The sequence below is a fragment of the Kribbella sp. NPDC002412 genome (genome assembly GCF_053592935.1).
The window spans coordinates 14,339-34,283 of the sequence record NZ_JBSFBL010000010.1; the positions used below are offsets into that span (position 1 = coordinate 14,339).

At 69.9% G+C, this 19,945-nt stretch carries 17 protein-coding genes; 14 read left to right on the forward strand and 3 right to left on the reverse strand.

What is annotated here, in order from left to right:
• Positions 1-26: 26 nt before the first annotated feature.
• The 3 genes from ACWCOV_RS10580 to ACWCOV_RS10590 are packed head-to-tail and all read left to right on the forward strand — an operon-like array spanning position 27 to position 1,994.
• A complete protein-coding gene (locus ACWCOV_RS10580) occupies positions 27-464 on the forward strand; it encodes an AsnC family protein (RefSeq protein WP_449828987.1) in 438 nt (145 codons plus the stop codon).
• Positions 461-1,090 (forward strand): transcriptional regulator, encoded by a 630-nt coding sequence (locus ACWCOV_RS10585; protein ID WP_449828988.1) that lies wholly within the window; start codon positions 461-463, stop codon positions 1,088-1,090. The genes ACWCOV_RS10580 and ACWCOV_RS10585 overlap by 4 nt, the downstream gene beginning before the upstream one ends.
• A 25-nt stretch (positions 1,091-1,115) precedes the next feature.
• Positions 1,116-1,994 carry an NAD-dependent protein deacetylase gene (locus ACWCOV_RS10590; RefSeq protein WP_449828989.1) on the forward strand — a complete coding sequence of 293 codons (879 nt, stop codon included), beginning with the start codon at positions 1,116-1,118 and terminating at the stop codon, positions 1,992-1,994.
• Between the two features lie 67 nt (positions 1,995-2,061).
• On the opposite strand, the gene ACWCOV_RS10595 is transcribed toward ACWCOV_RS10590, so the two are convergent.
• Complete coding sequence (locus tag ACWCOV_RS10595; protein WP_449828990.1) at positions 2,062-3,081, reverse strand: SGNH/GDSL hydrolase family protein; 1,020 nt, start codon at positions 3,079-3,081, stop codon at positions 2,062-2,064.
• A 153-nt stretch (positions 3,082-3,234) separates the two neighbouring features.
• Here ACWCOV_RS10595 and ACWCOV_RS10600 point away from each other — a divergent pair, with 153 nt between their 5' ends.
• The 9 genes from ACWCOV_RS10600 to ACWCOV_RS10640 all read left to right on the forward strand — a co-directional run bounded on the left by ACWCOV_RS10600 (position 3,235) and on the right by ACWCOV_RS10640 (position 15,655).
• Positions 3,235-4,197, forward strand: coding sequence for a bifunctional riboflavin kinase/FAD synthetase (locus tag ACWCOV_RS10600; protein WP_449828991.1), 963 nt, complete (start codon positions 3,235-3,237; stop codon positions 4,195-4,197).
• 116 nt (positions 4,198-4,313) lie between these two features.
• On the forward strand, positions 4,314-4,586 hold the full coding sequence (rpsO, locus tag ACWCOV_RS10605) for a 30S ribosomal protein S15 (RefSeq protein ID WP_360522488.1): 273 nt from the start codon (positions 4,314-4,316) through the stop codon (positions 4,584-4,586).
• Positions 4,587-4,863: 277 nt separating this feature from the next.
• Entirely contained in the window at positions 4,864-7,089 is a 2,226-nt protein-coding gene (locus ACWCOV_RS10610; RefSeq protein ID WP_449828992.1) for a polyribonucleotide nucleotidyltransferase, read from the forward strand.
• Positions 7,086-8,399, forward strand: a complete 1,314-nt coding sequence (locus ACWCOV_RS10615; RefSeq protein WP_449828993.1) for a M16 family metallopeptidase — start codon at positions 7,086-7,088, stop codon at positions 8,397-8,399. The genes ACWCOV_RS10610 and ACWCOV_RS10615 overlap by 4 nt, the downstream gene beginning before the upstream one ends.
• 78 nt (positions 8,400-8,477) lie before the next feature.
• On the forward strand, positions 8,478-9,860 hold the full coding sequence (locus ACWCOV_RS10620; protein WP_449828994.1) for an FAD-binding oxidoreductase: 1,383 nt from the start codon (positions 8,478-8,480) through the stop codon (positions 9,858-9,860).
• A 104-nt stretch (positions 9,861-9,964) separates the two neighbouring features.
• Positions 9,965-11,758, forward strand: coding sequence for a hypothetical protein (locus tag ACWCOV_RS10625; RefSeq protein ID WP_449828995.1), 1,794 nt, complete (start codon positions 9,965-9,967; stop codon positions 11,756-11,758).
• Positions 11,759-11,817: 59 nt separating this feature from the next.
• Entirely contained in the window at positions 11,818-12,564 is a 747-nt protein-coding gene (gene dapB, locus ACWCOV_RS10630; protein ID WP_449828996.1) for a 4-hydroxy-tetrahydrodipicolinate reductase, read from the forward strand.
• Positions 12,565-12,579: 15 nt separating this feature from the next.
• Positions 12,580-13,026: a hypothetical protein gene (locus tag ACWCOV_RS10635; RefSeq protein ID WP_449828997.1), complete on the forward strand. Its 447-nt coding sequence runs from the start codon at positions 12,580-12,582 to the stop codon at positions 13,024-13,026.
• Positions 13,027-13,141: 115 nt separating this feature from the next.
• Complete coding sequence (locus ACWCOV_RS10640; RefSeq protein ID WP_449828998.1) at positions 13,142-15,655, forward strand: ATP-binding protein; 2,514 nt, start codon at positions 13,142-13,144, stop codon at positions 15,653-15,655.
• Between the two features lie 455 nt (positions 15,656-16,110).
• Here the strand turns inward: ACWCOV_RS10640 and ACWCOV_RS10645 are convergent, their stop codons facing one another.
• Positions 16,111-17,829 carry an alpha/beta hydrolase gene (locus tag ACWCOV_RS10645; protein ID WP_449828999.1) on the reverse strand — a complete coding sequence of 573 codons (1,719 nt, stop codon included), beginning with the start codon at positions 17,827-17,829 and terminating at the stop codon, positions 16,111-16,113.
• A 135-nt stretch (positions 17,830-17,964) separates the two neighbouring features.
• On the opposite strand from ACWCOV_RS10645, the gene ACWCOV_RS10650 reads away from it, so the two are divergent.
• Complete coding sequence (locus ACWCOV_RS10650; RefSeq protein WP_449829000.1) at positions 17,965-18,513, forward strand: DinB family protein; 549 nt, start codon at positions 17,965-17,967, stop codon at positions 18,511-18,513.
• A gap of 19 nt (positions 18,514-18,532) precedes the next feature.
• Here ACWCOV_RS10650 and ACWCOV_RS10655 read toward each other — a convergent pair whose 3' ends face one another.
• Entirely contained in the window at positions 18,533-18,919 is a 387-nt protein-coding gene (locus ACWCOV_RS10655) for a cupin domain-containing protein (RefSeq protein ID WP_449829001.1), read from the reverse strand.
• 77 nt (positions 18,920-18,996) lie between these two features.
• On the opposite strand from ACWCOV_RS10655, the gene ACWCOV_RS10660 reads away from it, so the two are divergent.
• Positions 18,997-19,944, forward strand: a complete 948-nt coding sequence (locus tag ACWCOV_RS10660) for a helix-turn-helix domain-containing protein (protein WP_449829002.1) — start codon at positions 18,997-18,999, stop codon at positions 19,942-19,944.
• Position 19,945: the final 1 nt, after the last annotated feature.

Consider the following 19,945-nt stretch of genomic DNA (forward strand, 5'->3'; position numbering starts at 1 on the left):
ACATGGTGTTGACAACATTCTGTTGAATGATCCAGGGTTCTGGGGTGGAGAGCAACCACCTCGACGATCAAGCGCAGGCTCGGCGTGAGCACGACGCGCGCCGGCTGCTGCTCGAACGCGGCGCCGACCAGCTGGCCCGGCGCCCTTGGCAGCACGGCTGGATGCCGCCGTCCGCAGTCGACCTCATCCAGTTCGTCCTGTGGCAGTCCACTGAGGAGCAGGCCGAACGCGACACGGCGTTGGCAGGCCTGCGACTGCTGGCGGCTGCGCGGGCGGAGCTCGAGCAGCTCGAGACCGGGCTGATGTTCACCGCGCGCGGGCTGGGGCTGACGTGGGCCGAGATGGCGCGGGCGCTCGGGCTGAACTCGCCGCAGGCGTGCCAGCAGCGGCTCGACCGGCTGGCCGCCCGCAGCACCCCGCTGGCGGACGGGCCGACGACACCCACGAACGGGCCGGCGACATGACTCACGGATCCACGCCTGAGCTGCTGACGTTGCACGCCGTACGGCTGCTGGGAGTGGCGGCCGACGAGGCGGTCGCGAGACGCTTCGCGCTCGACTCCGCGGTCGTGAAGGAGCTGCTGCTCGACTACCAGGCCTTTGGATGGGTCTCGTGGAGTGCGTTCGCCGGTGTCGGCGGATGGTCGCTCACCGACTCCGGCCGGGCGCAGAACGAGCGCGGGCTGAAGGCCGAGCTTGGTGCTAGCGGCGGCGTGGAGACCGTCACCGAGGTCTACGCGGGGTTCCTGCCGCTGAACGCACGCCTGCAGATGGCCTGCACGAACTGGCAGCTGCGGCCGACCCCCGGCGATCCGCTGGCGTTCAATGACCACACCGATGCCGCCTGGGATGAGCAAGTCATCGCGGAGCTGGCAGACCTGGCTGAGCACCTCCACCCACTGTCCGACCGGCTAGCAGCGCTCCTCGACCGGTTCCGCGGCTACCACGCGAGGTTCGCCGCCGCCCTCGACCGCGCCCGCGCCGGCGACCCGGCCTGGATCGACCAGACCAGCGTCGACTCCTGCCACAAAGTCTGGTTCGAGCTCCACGAAGACCTGATCGCCACCCTCAACGTGTCCCGGGCAGGCTGAGCAGCGACCTGGTTACGCTGGTGGGGTGCGCTCGCGTCCGACACTGCAATGGGTTCCCGGCCCTGACGTGTTGGCGCTGGAGCCCGGTACGGCGGATGTCGGGCCGATCGCGGACGTGGTGGCCGCCGGAGAGGTCGTCGTACTGACCGGTGCGGGGATCTCCACCGAGTCGGGGATCCCCGACTACCGCGGTGAGACCGGCAGCCTGCGGACGCACACGCCGATGACGTACGGCGACTTCGTGGCCAGCGAATCCGGCCGGCAACGGTACTGGGCGCGCAGCCACCTCGGCTGGCGGACGATCGCGCGGGCCGCCCCGAACGACGGCCACCGGGCCGTCGCAACCCTCCAGGCGAGTGGCTACCTCGACGGCGTCATCACCCAGAACGTCGACGGCCTGCATCAAGCCGCCGGCGCACGGGACGTGATCGAGCTGCACGGCAACCTCGACCGGGTGATCTGCCTCCGGTGCCGTACGACGTCCGCCCGCGGAGCCCTCGACCAGCGGCTCCGCGCAGCGAACCCGGAGTTCGAGGCCGAGGTGACCCGGATCAACCCGGACGGCGACGCGGAGCTCCCCGAGGAGGCCGTGCGCGGCTTTCGGGTCGTGGACTGCACGGTCTGCGGGGGAGTGCTCAAACCCGACGTGGTGTTCTTCGGCGAGAACGTGCCGAAGCCGCGGGTCGAACGCTGCTACCGCCTCATCGACGCCGCGGCCTCGATGCTGGTCCTCGGCTCGTCCCTGACCGTGATGTCCGGCTTCCGGTTCGTCCGGCACGCCGCCAAGGCGGGCAAACCGGTCCTGATCATCAACCAGGGCGTCACCCGCGGCGACCCGTACGCCGCCCATCGCGTCAACCTCCCCCTCGGCCAGGCGCTCACCGAGCTGACGCAGCGGCTCTGAAATACCACCGGGCCGCGCCACGCGTGAGGTGGCTCGGCCCGGGGTCCGCCGTACGGATTGGAAAGGGTCAGCGTTGCGCGCTGGTCCGTAGGCGGTCCAGGGAGGCCTCGAGGGCCCTGGGGGAGGCGGCCGCTTGCCGCGCCAATTCCTTGCCACGGGCAGCCCAGGCGGCCTGCTCGGCGGCGGTCACCACGGCGGGGTCGCCGGTCAGCGTCTTTGCGGTCAGCGACGCGACGCCGGCCTGTCCTTCGTAGCGCGGGTGGTAGTTCAGCGCCCGCAGCGGGTTGATGTCCTTGCCCTGGATCCACGCCTGCCCGTCCGGCGCACAGGCGTCGTGGCCGGTCGACGGCCCGAAGGTGTCGACGTACGTCGCTCCGGTCGCGGCGGCCGCGGAGGCGATGGCGCCGTTCAGGGCCTGCTCGATCGAGTACAGGTAGGTGTAGTCGCCGTCCGCGAACGGCAGGATCGCCGGGCAGGTGCCGTGCTCCGGTGCGATCTTCGGGTAGCCGATCAGCGCGATCGTTGCCTTCGGCGACCGCTCCTTGATGCCTTGGACAACGGTCGTGATCCGGACCTGGGTCTGGGCGATCCGCGCCCGCAGCGTGTCCACGCCGTTGACAGTGAAGTGCGCCTTGCAGGGCGCGCCCGCCGGATCACTGGCCCGCAGCCCCGGGCAGGTGCCGATGATGTCGCCGAACACCCCGAAGTCGTTGCCGCCGATCCCCAGCGTCACCAGGTCGGTGTCCGGTCGCAGCGCGTCGAACTGCGGGCGCGCCGTGCCGAGGATCGTGCTCTGTGGCTGCGCCATGTTCGTGGTGTCCGCGCCGCCGCAGCTCACGTCGGTGAACTGGTACACCCGCAGCTTCGCGGCGAGCAGCTTCGGGTAGTTGCCGAAGGACCGCGCACAGCCGAGTGACAGCAGGTCCGGCAGCGGGACCAGCGGCGCCGACGTGTAGGAGTCGCCGAGGGCCACGTAGTGCTTGAAGAGCGGCTCTTCCCAAGACGCGGAGGCCGGCGTGGCGGCGAGCGCCGTCCCGGGAAAGAGCAACAGCGCCACCGCGATGGCGGCAACTCGACGGAGTTTCACCAGTGCCCTCCCCGGAAATCGACGGTGCCGACACACCCTAAGTTGGGTGACACGCCGATTACAAGGGGTGACCGCCGACCTCCTGCGCCGAGCGCGGGTGTGACTGCATGGGGCGGTGGGGCGGGGTAGGAACAAGCATGGAATCCTGCTGTCATGCGTGTCTGGCACGGTTTGGACCAGGTGGAGCCGGAGTTCGGCCCCTCGGTCGTCACCATCGGCAACTTCGACGGCGTGCACCGGGGACACCAGGAGGTGCTCGCGCACGCCAAGGCGCGAGCGGCCGAGCTGGGTGGCCTGCCGGTGGTCGCGCTCACCTTCGACCCGCACCCGGTGGCCGTACTGCGGCCGGACCGGGCGCCCGCGATGCTCAGCGAGCCCGAGGACCGGGCCGGCCTGCTCGGGCGGCACGGCGCCGACGCCGTCCTGATCCTGCCGTTCGACAAGGAGGTGTCGAACTGGTCGCCGGAGGAGTTCATCGAGCGCGTCCTGGTCGGCACGCTGCACGCCAAGGCGATCGTGGTCGGCGAGAACTTCCGCTTCGGCCACAAGGCCGCCGGGCACGTGGACACCCTGGTCGAGGCCGGCGTGACGCACGGGTTCCAGGTCGAGGGCCTGAGCCTGGCCGGGGACGCGCAGCCGTGGTCGTCGACGTACATCCGGGGCCGGATCGCCGAGGGTGACGTCGAGGCGGCGGCGGAGGCGCTCGGCCGGCCGCTGCGGGTGACCGGGGTCGTCGTCGAGGGCGACAAGCGTGGCCGGGAGCTCGGGTTCCCGACCGCGAACATCCCCGCCGACCCGCACGCCGCGGTCCCGCTGGACGGCGTGTACGCGGGCTGGCTGACCGTGCTCGAGCCGGCGCCGGGCGGGCCGTCGTACCCGGACCCGCTGCCGGCCGCGATCAGCGTGGGCAGCAACCCGACCTTCGACGGCGTGGACCGGCGGGTGGAGTCGTACGTGCTGGACCGCGACGACCTGGAGCTGTACGGCGCCCGGATCGCGGTGGACTTCGTGGCCCGGCTGCGCGGCACCCAGATCCGTTTCGACACCATCGACGAGCTGATCTCCCAGATCAAGTCCGACGCCGACCAGGCACGCCGGATCTTGACCGGGAATTAGGGTGACGCGTCCACGGACTGATACGCTGGCTGCTGCCGTCTGAACGGCCGCGGACAGAGAGTGCTCGGGTGAAGAATGCCCCGGTGCGCCGCGCAACGGAAATCGAGAGGAACTCCGTGTCATCTGTTGATGCCGCCACGAAGAAGAAGATCATGGGTGAGTACGCCCTGACCGAGGGTGACACCGGGTCCCCCGAGGTCCAGGTCGCGCTGCTGACGCACCGCATCACGCACCTCACCGAGCACCTGAAGGAGCACAAGCACGACCACCACAGCCGTCGTGGCCTGCTGCTGCTCGTCGGCCAGCGCCGCCGGCTGCTGAACTACCTGGCGAAGAAGGACATCAACCGCTACCGGTCCCTGATCGAGCGGCTCGGCCTCCGCCGTTGACGTCGCGAGGAGCGGCCCCCGACACCGGGTGGCCGCTCCTGGCGTATCCGCGCCCGGGCGCGGAACCCACAACTGAATAACGAAGCACGCAAGACGTACGAGGCGACGCGAAGCGCGTGGCGGGAGGACGACCGGTCCTCGGTAGTGGCCTTCGGGTGCGGCTGGAACACAGCCACCCGCGGGCCTCGATCGAAGACCGGCACCCCGGAAGCTCGCGCCTCGCAGTCGTCACACTGCTAGAGAGGGGTATCCCGTGTCGGGATCCACAAGCGCGCCCATGGAGGGCGCAGAGTTCGCTGAAGCCGTCATCGACAACGGCAGCTTCGGCACCCGCACCATCCGCTTCGAGACGGGCCGCCTGGCCCAGCAGGCCGCCGGTTCGGCCGCCGCGTACCTCGACGGCGACACGATGGTGCTGTCGGCCACCACGGCCAGCAAGAAGCCCAAGGACCAGTTCGACTTCTTCCCGCTGACGGTCGACGTCGAGGAGCGGATGTACGCCGCGGGCCGGATCCCCGGCTCGTTCTTCCGCCGGGAGGGCCGTCCGTCCGAGGAGGCCATCCTGACCTGCCGGCTGATCGACCGCCCGCTGCGGCCGTCGTTCGTGTCCGGCCTGCGCAACGAGATCCAGGTCGTCATCACGGTCCTGGCGCTGAACCCGGACAAGCTGTACGACGTGCTCGCCATCAACGCGGCGTCGATGTCGACCCAGCTGGCCGGCCTGCCGTTCTCCGGCCCGATCGGCGGCGTCCGCGTCGCCCTGATCGAGGGCCAGTGGGTGGCGTTCCCGACCCACACCGAGCTCGAGGACGCGGTCTTCGACATGGTCGTCGCGGGCCGGGTGACCGAGTCCGGTGACGTCGCGATCATGATGGTCGAGGCGGAGTCCACCCCGGGCACCTTCGACGCGGTCGCCGGCGGCGCCCAGGCGCCGACCGAGGAGATCGTCGCCGAGGGCCTCGAGGCCTCCAAGGGCTTCATCAAGACCCTGGTCGACGCGCAGGCCGACCTGGCCGCGCGGGCCGCGAAGCCGACCGCCGAGTTCCCGGTCTTCCCGGACTACGCCGACGACGCGTTCGCCGCCGTCGAGGCCGCGGCCACCGAGGAGCTGGCGCAGGCGCTGACCATCGCCGGCAAGCACGAGCGCGAGGACGCCACCGACGCCGTCAAGGCCGCCGTGGTGGACAAGCTGGCCGCCGACTTCGAGGGCCGCGAGAAGGAGCTGTCCGCGGCGTTCCGGTCGCTGACCAAGAAGCTGGTCCGGCAGCGGGTGCTGAAGGACAAGGTCCGCATCGACGGCCGCGGGCTGGCCGACATCCGGCCGCTCAAGGCGCAGGTGCGGGTGCTCCCGCGGGTGCACGGCTCGGCGCTGTTCGAGCGGGGCGAGACCCAGATCATGGGTGTCAGCACGCTGAACATGCTCCGGATGGAGCAGCAGCTCGACACGCTGTCGCCGGAGACCCGCAAGCGGTACATGCACAACTACAACTTCCCGCCGTACTCGACCGGTGAGACCGGCCGGGTGGGTTCGCCGAAGCGCCGCGAGATCGGTCACGGCGCGCTGGCCGAGCGGGCCCTGGTGCCGGTGCTGCCGTCGCGCGAGGACTTCCCGTACGCGATCCGCCAGGTCTCCGAGGCGCTCGGCTCGAACGGGTCCACCTCGATGGGCTCGGTCTGCGCCTCCACCCTGTCGCTGCTGTCCGCCGGTGTGCCGCTGAAGGCCCCGGTCGCCGGTATCGCGATGGGCCTGATCTCGGGTGAGGTCGACGGCGAGACGCAGTACGTCGCGCTGACCGACATCCTGGGCGCGGAGGACGCGTTCGGCGACATGGACTTCAAGGTCGCCGGCACGAAGGACTTCGTCACCGCCCTGCAGCTGGACACCAAGCTGGACGGCATCCCGGCCAGCGTGCTGGCCGGCGCGCTGACGCAGGCGAAGGACGCGCGGCTGACCATCCTGGACGTGATGGCCAAGGCCATCGACGCTCCGGGTGAGATGAGCGAGTTCGCGCCGCGGGTCATCTCGGTGAAGGTCCCGGTCGACAAGATCGGCGAGGTCATCGGCCCGAAGGGCAAGATGATCAACCAGATCACCGAGGACACCGGCGCCGACATCTCGATCGAGGACGACGGCACCGTCTACATCGGCGCGACCGACGGCCCGTCGGCCGAGGCCGCCCGGGCCGCGATCAACGCGATCGCGAACCCGACCATGCCGGAGAAGGGTGAGCGCTACCTGGGCACGGTCGTGAAGACGACCAACTTCGGCGCGTTCATCAGCCTGCTGCCGGGCAAGGACGGCCTGCTGCACATCTCGAAGCTGCGTCCGCTGGCCGGTGGCAAGCGGGTCGAGGCGGTCGAGGACGTGCTCTCGGTCGGCCAGAAGCTGCAGGTCGAGATCGCCGAGATCGACGACCGCGGCAAGCTCTCGCTGATCCCGGTCATCGAGGGTGAAGAGGGCGACAAGAAGTCCGAAGAGAAGGGCGCCGAGTCCGCCGAGTGACCCGAGCGATCACCAGCACCCTGCTGAGCCCGGAGGCGGGCGGTCCGGTGAAACGGACCGTCCTGCCCTCCGGGCTTCGGGTTCTGTCCCAGTCCGTCCCCGGCTTCCGGACCGTCACGTTCGGGGTCTGGGTCGGCGTCGGCTCCCGCGACGAACCGGAGCGGCTGGCCGGCGCCACGCACTTCCTCGAGCACCTGCTGTTCAAGGGCACCGAGCGCCGCGACGCGCTGGAGATCTCCGCCTCGATCGACGCGGTCGGCGGCGAGATGAACGCGTTCACCGGCAAGGAGTACACCTGCTACTACGCGCGGGTGCTCGACTCCGACCTGCCGCTCGCGGTCGACGTCATCTGCGACATGATCACCTCCGCCACGCTGACCGGCGAGGACGTGGAGAGTGAGCGCGGCGTCATCGACGAGGAGATCGCGATGCACGCCGACGAGACGTCGGACCACATCCACGACCTGTTCGCCGAACAACTGTGGGGCAAGTCGCCGCTCGGCCGCTCGATCACCGGTACGCCGGAGACCGTTGCCGGACTGACCCGCCAGCAGGTGGTGGGCTGGTACCGCCGCCGCTACAAGCCGTCCAACATCGTCGTCTCGGTCGCCGGGAACGTCGACCACGCCGACGTCGTCCGCCTGGTCCGCAAGGCGTTCGAGCGGCACTGGGTGACCGGCGAGGCCGAGCCGGCGCCGGTGCGACGCGGTGCGTCCAAGCCGGTTCCGACGTACGGCGGGGTGCAGGTGCACCACCGGGACGTCGAGCAGGCGCACCTGGTGCTCGGGATGCCGGGCCTGGTGCGCAACGACGAGCGGCGGTACGTCGCCGGCGTGCTGCACGGGATCGTCGGTGGCGGCATGTCGTCGCGGCTGTTCCAGGAGGTCCGGGAGAAGCGCGGCCTGGCGTACTCGGTGTTCACGTTCGGTTCGGCGTACGCCGACTCCGGCATGGTCGGCGTGTACGCGGGCTGCCTGCCGAAGAAGGCCGGCGAGGTGCTCGACGTGGTCCGCTCCGAGCTGGCGTCGATTGCCAGCGGCAACATCACGCCGGACGAGCTGCTCCGTGGCAAGGGCCAGATGCGCGGCTCGGTGGTGATGGGCCTGGAGGACACCGGCGCCAAGATGACCCGGATCGCCAAGGCCGAGCTGGTGTACGGCGAGCTGCCCACCGTCGACGAGATCCTGCGCCGGATCGACGCCGTCACCCTCGACGACGTCAGCCGGCTCGCGGCCGACCTCTACGCCGGCACCCCTGCTCTCACCGTGATGGGCCCCTTCGACGAGGACACCACCGCGTTCACGCTCTGACGGCCTCGACAGCCCCACCCGGCAGGAGCAGACTGGCCGGGGAAGGGGGCCTGGGGGAGGGGCTGCGGGGAGTGGGTCATGAGTACGATTACTCCGGAGATTCAGGCGCTCGGCGAGGACTTCCGTGGGGAGCTGGTGCACCCGGGCGAACCGTCGTACGACGAGCTGCGGAAGGTCTGGAACGGGTCGATCGACCGCCGGCCGGGCCTGATCGCCCGCTGCACCGGGGTCGCCGACATCCGGGCCGCGCTGGCCTACGCCCGCCGTACCGGTGGACCGGTCGCGGTGCGCGGCGGCGGGCACAGCTTCCCCGGGCACTCGACCTGTGACGGCGGGGTCCTGCTGGACCTGGCGCCGCTGAAGGGCATCCGGGTCGATCCGGTACGGCGTACGGCGCGGGCGCAGGCGGGAGTCCTGCTCGGTGAGCTCGATCGCGAGACGCAGGCGTTCGGGCTGGCCACGCCGGCCGGGATCGTCACCCACACCGGCCTGGCCGGGCTCACGCTCGGCGGCGGGATCGGGTGGCTGATGCGCAAGTACGGGCTCACCATCGACAACCTGGTCTCGGTCGACCTGGTCACCGCCGATGGTGAGCTGCTGACCGCGAGCGAGGACGTCAACGCCGACCTGTTCTGGGGGATCCGCGGTGGCGGCGGGAACTTCGGCATCGTGACCGAGTTCGAGTTCCGGCTGCACCCGGTCGGCCCGATCGTCTACGCGGGCCCGATCATGTGGCCGATGACCGAGTCGCCGCGGCTGCTGCGCTTCTACCGCGAGTGGATCACGGACATCCCCGACGACCTGACCACCGCGGTGATGCACCGCTGGATCCCGGCGGTGCCGGCGATCCCGCCCGAGTTGCACGGCCTGCCGGTCGTGGTTGTGCTGGCCTGCTACGCGGGCTCGATCGAGGAGGGTGAACGGGTGCTGGCGCCGCTGAAGGCGTTTGCGCCGCCGCTGCTGGACCTGTGCGCGCCGAAGCCGTTCGTCGACCTGCAGGCGATGTTCGACCTGAGCTTCCCGCACGGTCGCTGGTACTACATGCGCTCGTCCGACGTCGCCGAGCTCACCGACGACGTGGTCGACGTCGCGGCCGACCGTGGGTTCGCGATCAACGGGCCGCTCACGTCGTACCCGATCTTCCACCTCGGCGGGGCGATCTCCCGGGTCCCGGCGGACGCCACCGCGTTCGGGGGCCGGGGCAGCGGACACACCTTCAACTTCGTCGGCTCCACCCTCGGCCCGGAAGGCTTCGAGGAGCAACGCCAGTGGGCCCGCGACTCCTGGCAGGCGCTGGCACCCCACCAGACCGGCGTTTACGTCAACTTCCTCACCGACGAGGGCACCGGCCGGATCCGGGACGCGTACGGCGCCACGACGTACGACCGCCTGCAGGCGCTCAAGCGGAAGTACGACCCGAACAACCTCTTTCACCTCAACCAGAACATCCCGCCCCACTGATCGGAGCCAGGCTGCGGCCGCCTGATGACGTAACCCCGGAGTGATGGCCTAAGGTGTCGGCCGTGAGGTCGGAGGCCAGAAGGAACACGCTGCGTAGGCAAACCGTGTTGCTTCTTGGTGTGCTCGTGGTCGCGGGCGGGCTCGCCGCGTGGTGGGTGCTGACCGCCGGACGGGTCGCGAACGAGGGATTCGACCTCACCGACGAGGGTTACTACCTGCTGTCGTACCGCTGGTGGGACCAGAACCCGCTGGCGCTGACCGGGGTGCAGTACCTCTACGGGCCGATCTTCGAGTGGCTCGGGTACGACATCGTCGGGCTGCGGTTCTTCCGGTTGTTCACCGTGGTCGCCGTACACCTGGTCTTCGGCTACAGCTTCATGCGGTGGCTGCGCGGCCGGCGGCCGGGGGCGCCGCCGACCAAGCTGTGGGAGCTGGCCGGGATGGCGACCATCCTGGCGGCCGGCGGGATGTGTTACAGCTGGCTGCCGATGTCGCCCGGGTACAACGACGTCATCCTGCTCGGCGCGCTGACGCTGGTCGCCTGCGTGCTGTGGATGGCGACCGCGGTCGACCGCGGGACGCCGGTGCCGTTCTGGGTGCTGATGGCCGCCGGGGTCGTGATCGGCGTGATGGTGCTGGCGAAGTGGACCTCGGTCGTGGTGATCGGGCTGATCGTGGTCGCAGCCGTGGTCGTGCTGACCGGGCAGGGCTGGCGAGCCGTTGCCCGAGGCGTCGGTTTCGCCGTGGCCGGTCTGGCCCTCGCGGCCCTGGTGGTGCAGCTGTTCGTGGTCCGGCTGAACGTCGCGGTGCCCGGGATCATGGCCGTGAACAGGTTCATCGCGGAGACGTCGTACTCGCCGACGGCCCTGCTGCAGGTCTACTGGTCGACCGGCATCGAGCTGCTCGGCAAGACCCTCCGCGAGCACGCGGTCCTGCTGGTCGCGGCCGCCGTAGCGGTGATCGGCCGCTGGCCGTGGTTGCGCATCGCCGCCGGGGTTCTGGTCGCTGTCGGGTTCGTTCTCTCGGTACGGCGGGTAGTCGTCGACGACGCCGCGGTCGGCGGGTCGGCGCACACTTCGGACTACACCGTCACGCTGCTGGCCGCCGTACTGGTCGGGCTGGTCACTGCTGTGGCGGCCGTGGTCGCGGGCCGGTACGGGCTGACCCGGCGGTCGACGTTGAGCCGGGAGAAGGCACGCGGGTGGGTCGTCCTGGGCCTGCTCGTGGTGTTGCCGATGGTGCAGGCGTTCGGGACGAACAACCCGCTGTACACGATCGGGTTCAACGCGTTCGCCTGCTGGGTCGCGGTGATGATCGCGGTGCTGACCGGGATCTGGGCGGTTCCGGTGGTGGCGCGGGTGACCGTCGGCCTGGTCACGGTGGCTTCGCTGGTGGCGGTGGCGTCCATCTCCTACAGCGGGATGTTCCTGCACCCGTATCGCTCGGTCGGGCATGCGGAGCTGACCGAGCCGGCCACTCTGGCGCCACTGAAGGGGCTCTACCTGCAGCCTTCGGCGGCGCAGAAGTACGCCGACCTCGAGGCCGAGCTGCGGCCGTACCTCCAGCCGCCCGGCCGGCCGATCCTCGCGTTCGACAAGATGGCCGGCCTGGTGCTGATGTTGCAGGGCAAACCGGTCGGCGAGGCGTGGGTGGCGCCGAAGGAACGCAACCGGACGGCCGCCGGGATCGAGGAGGTCTGCCGGGACGGTCAGCCGTGGAGCCCGGGCCGCCCGCCGGTCATCCTGCTCAACCGCCGCATCTCCGACGTGGAGATCACCGCGCTGCGCGCCTGCGCCCTGGACTTCACCGCGGACTACGAACTGCTCGCGCCGCCACAGCAGACGATGAACCTGCAGGTCTACGTGCCGCGCGGCGAACGGGACACCAAGACACCCTGACACTGGTCGATGGATCAGATGAGATCCTTGGGCGGTCGGAGTCTGTCGAAAGGGTGCGGATGATCAAGGTCGGTGTGCTGGGGGCCAAGGGCAAGATGGGCGCTCAGACGTGCCTCGCGGTGGAAGAAGCCGACGACTGCGAGCTGGTCGCGCGGCTCGACCTCGGCGACGAGCTGGACGAGCTGACCAAGGCCGGCGCCCAGGTGGTGGTCGACTTCACCCGGCCCGAGGTGGTGATGGACAACCTGGCGTGGTGCATCGAGCACGGCATCCATGCGGTCGTCGGCACCACCGGGTTCGACGAGGCCCGGCTCGAGACGCTGCGCGGCCTGCTGGCGAAGAACCCGGGCGCCGGGGTGCTGATCGCGCCCAACTTCTCCATCGGCGCCGTGCTGATGATGCAGTTCGCCGCCAAGGCCGCGAAGTACTACGAGTCGGTGGAGATCATCGAGCTGCACCACCCGGACAAGGTCGACGCTCCCTCCGGTACGGCGCGCCGGACCGCCGAGCTGGTCGCCGAGGCCCGCCGGGAGGCCGGCTCGGCCCCGATCCCGGACGCCACCACGACCGCGCTCGACGGAGCGCGCGGCGCCGACGTCGAGGGGATCCGGGTGCACGGCGTCCGGCTGCGCGGCCTGATCGCGCACCAGGAGGTGCTGTTCGGCGACACCGGCGAGACGCTCACCATCCGGCACGACTCGATGGCCCGGGTGTCGTTCATGGCCGGCGTGCTGCTCGGCGTCCGCCGGATCGGCACCACTCCCGGCCTCACCGTCGGCCTCGAGCACTTCATGGACCTCGACTGACATGACCGGCCTGCTGTGACCGCCAAGCGCATGGCGATCGTGCTGGCGGTCGTCTTCGTCGCGTACGCCGGACTGCTCGGCTGGCGGGGTGTGCTGCTGATCGGCACCGGCGATCCGGTCGCCGTCGGGCTCGGGGTCGCCGTACTGGTGATCCCGGTGCTCGGCGCGTTCCTGGTCTGGCGGGAGCTGCAGTTCGGCCGCCGTACCGAGGTCCTCGCGCGCGAGCTGGAGGCGTCCGGCGGCCTGCCGGTCGACGACCTGCCGCGCCGCCCGTCGGGGCGCGTCGACCGGGCCGCGGCCGACGTCGCCTTCGAGAAGTACAAGGCCGAAGCCGAGGCTGCGCCGGACGACTGGCGGGTCTGGTTTCGGCTGTCGACGGCGTACGACGCGGCCGGCGACCGGCGGCGGGCCCGAGCGATGATGCGGACCGCGATCGCGAAGCACGAGGCCACAGTTACTTGAGAGTTGGCCGTAAACGACACCGAGGTAACTGACAACGCGGTGCGGAACGGGATACTTTCAAAGCAAGTGCGTGGCAACCGCCACGTGCAGGTCGGAGACTGGGTGGAGCCGTCCTGTGCCATCAGACGGGTCTCGCCGCGGCTCGGACGACGTGCAAGGGGCAGGTTTCGGTGGCTTGTTGCGGCGGCACCGGCGGGAAGCCGGGCTGTCGCAGGAGGGTCTCGCCGAGCTCGCCGGCCTGAGCGTCGACGCGATCGCGGCGTTGGAGCGGGGGCGTCGACGCGCGCCGCGGGCGCACACGCTGCGCCTTCTCGCGGACGCCCTGCGGCTCGGCGCGTCCGACCGCGCTGCGCTCACCATGGCTGCGCGCCGGGACACCGAGTCCCCGCAGATCCAGTTGCGCCGGCCACCGGCGCCGCCGAACGAGCTGATCGGCCGCGGCACTGAGCTCACGACGACCAAACGTTTGCTTGGCCAGCGGCTCACTCGGTTGCTGACCCTGACCGGGCCCGGCGGTGTCGGCAAGACGCGGCTCACGCTGGGGCTGGCGGCTCAGCTCGAGGACAGCTTCGCCGACGGCGTCTGCTGGATCCCGCTCGCATCGCTGACCGACCCCGCCGGCGTGATTCCGGCGGTCGCGGCCTCGACCGGTGTGCATCCGTTGGACAACGCCAGGCTGGTCGAGACGATCGCCGAGCAGATCGGTCGGCGCACGATGTTGCTGGTGTTCGACAACTGCTCGCACGTCGTCGCCACGGTCGGGCAGGTCTGCGCCGCCCTGCTGGAGTACTGCCCGAACCTGTCGGTCCTCGCGTCCAGCCGGGAGCTGCTGCGGGTGCCCGGCGAGAGCGTGTACGTCGTACCCGCGCTGGCGCTGCCGCACGACGAGGATCAGCTCGAGTCGTCGGCCGCCGTACGCCTGTTCGTCGAGCGAGCGGCCGCCCGGGGGTACGACGTGGACGGACAGCTGGACCAGGTCGCCCGAGTGGTCCGGCGGCTGGAGGGTATGCCGCTCGCGATCGAGCTGGCCGCGGCCCGGACGAACGTGATGACGATCGAGGAGCTCGCGACCGAGCTGGAGACCTCGTTCGGCATCCTCGCCGGCGGACCGCGGACGGCCTCGCCCCGGCAGCAATCCATGTACGGCGCGATCGAGTGGAGCCACGACCTGCTCACAGCGGCCGAGCGGGACGTGTTCGCGCAGCTGTCGGTGTTCGTCGGCGGGTGGACGTTGAGTGCGGCCGCCACCGTCATGTCGGGTCAGCCGTCACCTGGTCCGATGGCCCGCGCCGAAGCACTCGACCTGATCGGCCGGTTGGTCGACAAGTCGCTGATCCGGGTCACTCGGCGCAGCGGCGTTGCGCGGTACTACATGCTTGCCGTGATTCGTGAGTTCGCCGCGGACCGGTTGACCGCGGCAGGCCTGGCGGAAGAGGCGGCCCGTCGTCATGCGCGTTTCTACATCGGCTTGGCCGAGGAGGCCGAAGCGCAGCTGCGCGGTGTGAACCAGGCCGAGTGGCTGGAACGGCTGGACGCCGAGCTGGACAACCTCCGGGCAGCCATGGCCTGGGCGCTGCGGACCAGGTCGATCAACGAGGCACTGCGGTTGGCAGGCGGGCTGTGGCTGTTCTGCTACCTGCGTGGGCACTACGCCGAGGGCAGTCAGTGGCTCGAACGCGCACTCGCGCTGTCGGACACCGTCCCGGAGTCGGACACGGCCGGCCTGGCACCCGCGTGTGCCAAGGCGAACCTGGGTGCCGGGATGCTCGCCTTCCTGCAGTGTGAGTACGACGCGGCGACCGCCCGGCTGCAGACCGCATTGACGCAGTACAAGGAACTCGACGACACAGCCGGGTCGGCGCTCGTGCTGCAACGGCTCGGTGGTGTCGCCAGGGAGCGCGGGGACTACGCGGCCGCGGAGGACCTGCACTGCGAGAGCTACGACCTCTACGAGAGTCTCGGCGACCAGTCGGGGATGGCGTGGGCGCACAACCACCTGGGCTTCGTCGCGTGGCTGCGTGGCGACCTGGAGGTCGGTGCGCGGCGCTGCAGCCGGGCGCGGGACAGCTTCCGGCTGATCGGTGACGGTGAAGGACTTGCCTGGTCGTTGATCAGTCTCGGGACCATCGCGCAGTACAGCGGTGAGCTCGTCGAGGCGGAGGACCTGCTGCAGGAGAGCCTGGCGTTGTCGCAGCGGCTCGGTTACCGCGAAGGTGTTGCCTGGTCGCTGAACCAGTTGGGCATCGTCGAACGACGTCGTGGTCTGACGGAGCGCGCCGTACACCTGCTGGACGAGAGCCTTGCGGAGCATCGCGATCTGGGCGACCGGTGGCGGTCGGCGAGTGTCCTCGAGGAGCTGGCGACGGTCGCGCAGCAGCGGGGGAGAAGCGAGTACGCCGCGTTCCTGCTCGGAGCCGCGGACGGGGTGCGTGAGGTCATCGGAGCGCCGGTGCCGGAGATCGAGAAGGCCGACTACCTGGCGACCCGGAGCGCGATCGAGCAGTCGCTGGATCGCCGGGCCTTCCGAACAGCCTGGTCGGCCGGGCGAGCCGCACCACTGGTCGCCGTGGCCGACGGATACCCGCCCGCTCCGTCCAGCTCGAACCCGAACCGCACCGGGCGACTCTGACGGACGTGCCGGCAAAGAAAACCGATCAGCAGTCCACCAGGTCTGCTGATCGGATGGTTGCCTCGCGGAGCACCACGACCTGGGGGATCGACGGTACCCCGCGAGGGATCTGTGAGCGCGGGATCCGTGTGACGGACCCGGCCGGCTGTGTCCCTGTCTGACCCCCCAGGCAGTCCCCCCACCTCACAGCCGGCCGAAGCCACGTCGGCGATGTCACCTCTCGTCGAGCCCTCCCAGTCGACGGCCGGTTCCTCCGCGCTGACTCAAGGTTGTCGAAATCACGCTGAGTCGCACAGGGACGGAACCCTGACATCGCCCTGACAAATATGTCCTGACAACGAAACCCCCGCGGGGATTTCGCCGACGGTGATCACGAAATTCCGGTCCGTAGGGGATTTCGGCTGAAATCGTGCGATTTTCCTGCCCGTTCGGGCACTTCGCCGAATTCAGTAGCGTCAATGCAAATATCCGGACACGGCTTTGGTGAAGCCGGCGATCCGGCGCAACGGAGTGTGACCGTATGCGGCGCCGTACTCGTCGAGGCCCGGCGGTGGCGTCGACGGCGCCGGGATGCCCTCGCCGACGCAGGTGACGTCCTTGGCCGGCGCCTTGCCGGTGGTGAGGAACGTGTTGACGATCTTGTCGGCGCACTGGTTCACGCCGCCGTAGACGCCGTGGTCGCCCTCCCGGCTGACGGTGACGAGGCGCGAACCGGCGTACCGGCTGTGCGCCGACACCGCGAGCGAGTAGCTGGTCGCCGGGTCGTGTGCCGACTGCACCATCAGCGTTGTCGGCAAGCCTTTGCCGGTGGGCAGTGGCATGGTCAGGTTCGGGCGGTTCCAGTAGAAGCACGGGTTCTCGTTCAGTCCCCAGCCGAGCAGTGGGTACTTCGGGCCCAGGCGGCCGGCCAGCTGGTCGCCGTACTCGCGGCCCTGCGGCCAGGGGGTGTCGTTGCAGGTGACCGCCGTGAAGGTCGCGTCCTCGGCGTCCTCGCCGACGATCCGGCCGAGCGGGCGCAGGCCGACGGTGTCGCGGGAGGCGCGCCGTACGAGCTGCTGCTGCCGGGCCGCTGACAGTGCGTCGACCTTGCGCTGCGCAGCGCGCGGGCCGCCCTTGGTCTGGGCCGCGGAAAGGTCGCGGAGAAATGCCAGGTCGACGGCCAGTGAATAAAAGTCGACCTTCGTGTACATATCCCCGGACACGATCTGGTCGAGGGTGTTCTGGTCGTAGGTGATCTTGATCGACCCGTCCAGGAACTCCTCGACCACCGGCTGCTTTTTCAGCGCCGCCCGGAGCCGCTCGTAGGTCCTGATCACCAAGCGTGGCGACGTGCCGAGGTGCAGCTCGCTGTCGTACTTCGCCGCCCAGGTCGCGAAGTCCTCGCGGAACCGGCGCTCGAACGCCTCCGGCTGGGCGACGAACGTGGTGATCCACGGCTGGGTGAAGTCGGTGTTCGAGTCCAGCACGAAGCGGCCGACGTGCTGTGGGAAGTAGGTCTGGTAGTACGCGCCCATCCAGGTGCCGCCGGAGTACCCGACGAAGTCGATCTTGTCGAAGCCGAGCAGCCGGCGGATCAGGTCCATGTCCTGCACGGTCTGCGCGGTGTTCACGTACGGGAGGAGGCCGCGGGACTGGCGGTCGCAGTACGGCTGGCTCAGCCGCGACGCCTCCGCGATCAGGTCGAGGTTCCACGGGTCGCGGTCGCGCGCGTCCATCGTGTAGCCGGGCGCACCCTCACAGGTCACGTTGGTGCTGTCACCGGTGCCGCGCGGGTCGAACCCGACCGCGAGGTGGTCCTTCGCCAGCGGCGCCTGGCTGGCCAGGTACGGCGCCATGCCGAGGCCGGCGCCACCCGGTCCACCCGGGTTGCCGAACACCACACGGCTCGGCTTCCCCTTCAGCGGCGCGACCTTGCTGACCGCGATCTGGATGTCGTTGCCCGAGTGCTGGTTGGCCCAGTCGCGGGGGACGGTGATCTTCGCGCAGTACGTCCGGTACTCCTTGTCGCCGCACTGCTTCCATGCCGGTGTCTGCTTGAGATACCGATTCGCCACCGGATGTGCCCGGTCGACGACAGTCGCCTGGTCCATCGAGGCAGTCGCCCCGGACCCCGGGACGACGAGAACAGCAGCAGCGGACAGCCCTAGGCCGACGGCCAGGGGTAGGTACTTCATGCAGACTCCAGCGGGTGGCCATGCGTGATCGGACCGTGACAATCTGTCATGCCTTGATGGAACGGTCGAGCACCACCCCCGGCCCGTCGCCGATCAGGCCCGTGGTATGTCGGTGCACCCTTCTACCGTCGTCGCATGGACTGTGGTGACTTGGTGATCGGGCAGCTGGAGTTCTACTGGGACATGCACCTGTGGCCGCGGCTTCAGGGGCTGACGGACGACGAGTACCTGTGGGAGCCGGCCTCTCCGGCCTGGTCGGTGCGCCCGGACGCGGACGGCCGGTTCGTGGTCGACCACGAGGACCCGGTGCCGGACCCGCCGCCGGTAACCACGATCGCGTGGCGACTCGTACACATCGGCGTCGGCTGCTTCGCGACCCGGACGAGCGCGTTCTTCGGCGACGGCAGCGTGCCGGACGACGCGGACATGTTCGACTCCCGGCACATGCCCACCGACCTCCCCGGCACGGCGGCCGACGGCCTGGCCTTCCTCGACCACTGGTACCACCGCTGGAACGACTCGATCCGCGCCCTCTCCGAGCAGGAGCTGAGCCAGCCCCTCGGCCCCAAAGGCTCCTTCTACGCCGAAGACACCATGCTCGCCCTGATCACACACCTCAACCGCGAAACCATCCACCACGGCGCCGAACTCTGCCTCCTCCGCGACCTCTACCGCGCCCGGTGACCACACACGGGTGGCTGCGTTAGAGATCGAGGCCGGTGTGGGTTTGGATGTGGGCGGGGATCGGGTCGTGGTGGTCGCCGGTGGTGGGGGTGCCTTCGGGTTCGATGACGACGATGGAGGCGCCGCCGTCGGAGAACGGGCGGTGGTAGACGCCGCGCGGCACGACGAAGACCTGCCCGGGTGCGAGGGAGACCACCCGCTCGTCCGGGTCGCGTACCGCGATGCTCAGCTCGCCGTCGAGGACGAGGAAGAATTCGTCGGTGGTCTCGTGGACGTGCCAGATGTACGAGCCCGCCACCTTCGTGACCCGGACGTCGTAGTCGTTGATCCGCGCGGCGATCCGCGGGCTCCAGAGGTCGTCGAAGGTCTTCAGGACTCCGCGCAGGTCGACTGGTTCGTTGCTCATGCCGCCCAGTCTCGCCGCGTGCGTAGCCCGACCGTGAGTGCTAGAAATGGCAGATGCCGCAAGGATCCTCGCATCGGGTGGTCGTAATCGTCGACCACGGGTCGAACCCGTTCGAGCTCGGGGTCGCGACCGAGCTGTTCGGGCTGCGCCGGCCGGAGCTCGGCCGGGACTGGTACGAGTTCAGCCTGTGTACGGCGGAGCCGGCGGTGCGGATGCACTCCGGCTTCTTCACGCTGACCGGGGTCGCCGGACTCGACGAGGCGGATCGGGCGGACACGCTGATCGTGCCGAACCGTCCCGATCCCGAGACGCCGCCGTCGCCCGCCGTACTGGACGCCGTACGCCGAGCCGAGCAGCGGGGAGCGCGGTTGGTGAGCTTCTGCACCGGGGCGTTCACGTTGGCCGCCGCCGGCGTGCTGGATGGGCGGCGGGCGACGACGCACTGGCGGTGGGCTCGGACGTTCCGGCGCCTGCATCCGCAGGTGGAGTTGCTGCCGGACGTCCTGTTCGTTGACGACGGCAACGTTCTGACCGCGGCCGGGAGTGCGGCGGCCCTCGACCTCGGACTGCACCTGATCCGGCGCGATCACGGCGCCGAGGTCGCGAATGCGGTCAGCCGGCGGCTGGTGTTCACCGCGCATCGCGACGGCGGGCAGCGGCAGTTCATCGACCAGCCGGTGCCGGTGGTGGCGGACACCTCGCTGGCCCCTCTGCTCGAGTGGGTGCGGGCGCGACTCGGCAGCCCGCTGACGGTCGCGGACATCGCAGCGCATGCAGCCGTGAGCCAGGCGACCCTGCATCGGCGCTTCCAGGCTGAGCTGGGGACGACCCCGCTGGCCTGGTTGACGGGAGAGCGGGTGGCGATGGCCTGCCGGGTCCTGGAACGCGGCGAGGTCAGGCTGGAGACGATCGCCCGGAACTGCGGCCTGGGTACGGCGGCCAACCTCCGGCTCCAGCTGAAACGCACCACCGGGCTGACCCCGAGCGAGTACCGCCGGCGGTTCGCCCTGCGGTCAGTCGGCTGAC

Bases quoted from the DNA above. Each gene is read 5' to 3' on its own strand.
- ACWCOV_RS10585 (WP_449828988.1), top strand. From the start codon at position 461: ATGACTCACGGATCCACGCCTGAGCTGCTGACGTTGCACGCCGTACGG.
- ACWCOV_RS10655 (WP_449829001.1), bottom strand. From the start codon at position 18,919: ATGAGCAACGAACCAGTCGACCTGCGCGGAGTCCTGAAGACCTTCGAC.
- ACWCOV_RS10620 (WP_449828994.1), top strand. From the start codon at position 8,478: ATGAGTACGATTACTCCGGAGATTCAGGCGCTCGGCGAGGACTTCCGT.
- ACWCOV_RS10650 (WP_449829000.1), top strand. From the start codon at position 17,965: ATGGACTGTGGTGACTTGGTGATCGGGCAGCTGGAGTTCTACTGGGAC.
- ACWCOV_RS10610 (WP_449828992.1), top strand. From the start codon at position 4,864: ATGGAGGGCGCAGAGTTCGCTGAAGCCGTCATCGACAACGGCAGCTTC.
- ACWCOV_RS10600 (WP_449828991.1), top strand. From the start codon at position 3,235: ATGCGTGTCTGGCACGGTTTGGACCAGGTGGAGCCGGAGTTCGGCCCC.
- dapB (WP_449828996.1), top strand. From the start codon at position 11,818: ATGATCAAGGTCGGTGTGCTGGGGGCCAAGGGCAAGATGGGCGCTCAG.
- ACWCOV_RS10645 (WP_449828999.1), bottom strand. From the start codon at position 17,829: ATGAAGTACCTACCCCTGGCCGTCGGCCTAGGGCTGTCCGCTGCTGCT.
- ACWCOV_RS10580 (WP_449828987.1), top strand. From the start codon at position 27: ATGATCCAGGGTTCTGGGGTGGAGAGCAACCACCTCGACGATCAAGCG.